4 protein-coding genes and 1 pseudogene are annotated in these 2,801 nt (G+C 51.5%); 4 read left to right on the top strand and 1 reads right to left on the bottom strand.

Going from position 1 to position 2,801, the window contains the following annotated elements:
* Nucleotides 1-621: pseudogene (locus tag HMPREF9412_RS13830) on the top strand (cellobiose phosphorylase); the annotation flags it as partial.
* Between the two features lie 71 nt (nt 622-692).
* Here the strand turns inward: HMPREF9412_RS13830 and HMPREF9412_RS32920 are convergent.
* Complete coding sequence (locus tag HMPREF9412_RS32920; RefSeq protein ID WP_009592209.1) at nt 693-866, bottom strand: hypothetical protein; 174 nt, start codon at nt 864-866, stop codon at nt 693-695.
* Between the two features lie 230 nt (nt 867-1,096).
* On the opposite strand from HMPREF9412_RS32920, the gene HMPREF9412_RS13835 reads away from it, so the two are divergent.
* From HMPREF9412_RS13835 to HMPREF9412_RS13845, 3 genes are all read left to right on the top strand, one after another.
* Nucleotides 1,097-1,720 (top strand): TraX family protein, encoded by a 624-nt coding sequence (locus HMPREF9412_RS13835; RefSeq protein ID WP_009592213.1) that lies wholly within the window; start codon nt 1,097-1,099, stop codon nt 1,718-1,720.
* A 56-nt stretch (nt 1,721-1,776) separates the two neighbouring features.
* Complete coding sequence (locus HMPREF9412_RS13840; protein WP_009592212.1) at nt 1,777-2,208, top strand: hypothetical protein; 432 nt, start codon at nt 1,777-1,779, stop codon at nt 2,206-2,208.
* A 70-nt stretch (nt 2,209-2,278) separates the two neighbouring features.
* A partial coding sequence (locus HMPREF9412_RS13845) for a macro domain-containing protein (protein ID WP_009592211.1) occupies nt 2,279-2,801 on the top strand: 523 nt, incomplete at its 3' end.

Below are 2,801 nucleotides of genomic sequence, written 5' to 3' on the forward strand. Positions count from 1 at the left end.
GGGGAAGGCGATGAAATCGGACGCATCCGCGCATTCACGGCCGGCTGGCTGGAGCGGGAATCCGTATTTTTGCATATGACCTATAAATACTTGCTTTCCTTATTAAAAGCAGGACTGTACGACGAGTTTTTCTCGGAAAGCAAAACATCGCTTATCCCATTTCTGGACCCGGCCGTTTATGGACGCAGCACCCTGGAAAATTCATCGTTCATCGCCAGCAGCGTCAATCCGGATCCCCATGTACATGGGCGCGGTTTTGTGGCAAGGCTGAGCGGATCGACGGCCGAATTCTTAAGCATGTGGATTATGATGATGGCCGGGAAAAGGGTATTCCGTTATGAGGGCAACCAGCTTCAGCTTCATCTGAACCCGGTGCTTCCGTCTTGGCTGTTTGACGAGCGGCAGGAGGTGTCGTTCACCTTCCTCGGTTCCGTCAAGGTAACGTATCGCAGCGAGCGCGCGGCAAATACGTTCGGGCAGGACGGCGTTGCGATTCAGCGATTCACCTTGACGACGGCGGGAGGAGACACGTTCGAGGTTGACGGCCCCCTCCTTACGGGCAAGTGGGCCCATGAAGTCCGTAACGGAAACATCCGGTCCATTCTTGCAGTCATGAGGTAAGTTTTACGGAACCCGAATAGACCACCCGATTCTAGCCGGGTGGTCTATTCTTTGTTCTTTGGCGTTTTCGTTTATTCTTGGGGCGGCTTTTTGTTCTTGTTTGTCATGGAGGAGCCGAACGATATGCCGATGGCAACACCGATTGCTATGCCTATAGCAATATTATTCATTGCCACTCCAATCGCTATGCCCACACCGATCCCCATGCATATGCCTAAGGCCATGTTGTTTTTTTTCTTTTCCATCGGGCAGTCACCTCCATCTGAGCAGATGTTGATACTAGGATTCAAACCAGCGCTTCCTTCGTCCTCAAGCTGCTTTTGTTCTTATTATATAGGATATCGGACAGGGATGCCGGATACCGAATTCTTCATCTTTTCGCCGCTTGCAAGTCCCCTGTTTGCAACCCATAATAGATATATCGATTCCACATACATAACGAATGTTCATCTTACCGTGCGAGGAGGGGGTTATCATGCAGTGGATCGCCATGCTGACGATGCTGATTGATCATATCGGGCTTGTGTTTTTTCCGCATCAGGAGATGTGGAGAATCATCGGCCGCATCGCATTTCCAATCTATGTTTACGCTCTCGTGCAGGGACACCGCTACACTTCATCGAGACCCAAGTATATCGCACGGCTGGCCGTTATTGCAGCGGTCTCCCAAATTCCGTACCAGCTTGCGCTGGATCCCGAAGGGCTTAACGTGGTCGTAACCTTGTTGGCCGGTGCCTTGGTTCTTTATGTGCTGGAACGATCGGATTCCCGGCTGCTATCATGGATGGTGGTTGTTGCAGCCTGTGCGTTGATGAGTGAGTTTCCGTTTGATTACGGAGCCTACGGCTTGCTGTTGATCTTGATTTTCCGATATGCTCAGGCCGGCTGGCTCGTTCCGCTTCATATGTTATTGAACCTGCTGTTCTGGTTCCTTAATGATTGGGAGCTGCAGATGTGGAGCGTGATCCCGACGGCCGTGATAGCTTATGGCCCTCATGTATGGAGAAAACTGGAGTCCGTCCGTGTGAGCCGCTGGGTATGGCGTTCATTTTATCCGCTGCATTTACTGGCTATAGCCGTATTGCGGGTGTTTATATAACAGAAGATTTTTAGGTTAATGCCTCATGGACTGATTATGTACAAGGAGAGACATTCATGCAGAATATCGCAATCGCTGCCTGCATCCTATTGTTCGCGGCAGCGGGTTACATCGCGTTTATGAATTCCAAATTAATTGCGGATAAAAAGCGGGAAGCATACATTCCTCCGCCTGCTTCGGAATATACCGTTTATATGACTCCTCAATTCACCGAGGAGGACAAAAGGACGCTGAGTCCGATCGGCGTCATGGAATTTCGCGATCCGCAAGGCATGATGAAGGTATATCTTTGCCGGGTCAAAAATGAATCCGAAGACTTGAAGCTGGAGCAAGCCGGCAACGTGTTTCTTCATCATCTGACCAAGGCCAGGGACACCGGCACGCTAATGTTTTATCGGACCGTGGAGGAAGCGCTGCAGGGACCGGAGGAGAAGAGCTTAACCGACCGTCTGTCTGCAGCCGCGAAAAAAAAGGCGAGGACAGAATAGGTCGAACCGGGTCAATCCACCCTCTTGCGGGGTAATAGAGAAATAAAAGACCGAAAGGAGATTTTCCGAAATGAAAACATTTAAAATCGGAAGGACATCGGTCTCCGTCTTTATAGGCGATATAACGACATGGACGGGCGACATTATCGTCAATGCTGCAAATTCGGGACTGCTGGGCGGAAAAGGCGTGGATGGCGCGATTCATAGCGCCGGAGGGCCGGAGATCATGGAGCAGTGCATGGAAATTCGCAAGCAGCAAGGCGGCTGCCCGCCAGGCAACGCCGTGATTACAGGAGCAGGCCGGCTGCCTGCCCAGCATATCATTCATACCGTCGGCCCGATATGGGAGGGCGGCGGAAGGCGCGAGGAGCATACGCTGGCGGAATGCTACCGCAACAGTCTCCTGCTTGCAATCGAGGTCGGTGCCAAAAGCATCGCCTTTCCTAATATAAGCACGGGTATCTATGAGTATCCTAAAGCTCCGGCATGTGACGTGGCGTTAAAGGCGGTGACGAAGCTGCTTGAGGAAGATCTGCCGGATAACCGGCTGGAGCGGGTTGATTTCGTTTGCTTTTCTCCCGAGAATGAAGAGC

Origin of the sequence: Paenibacillus sp. HGF5 (assembly GCF_000204455.1) — a bacterium.
Taxonomy (GTDB): Bacteria; Bacillota; Bacilli; order Paenibacillales; family Paenibacillaceae; genus Paenibacillus_AQ; species Paenibacillus_AQ lautus_A.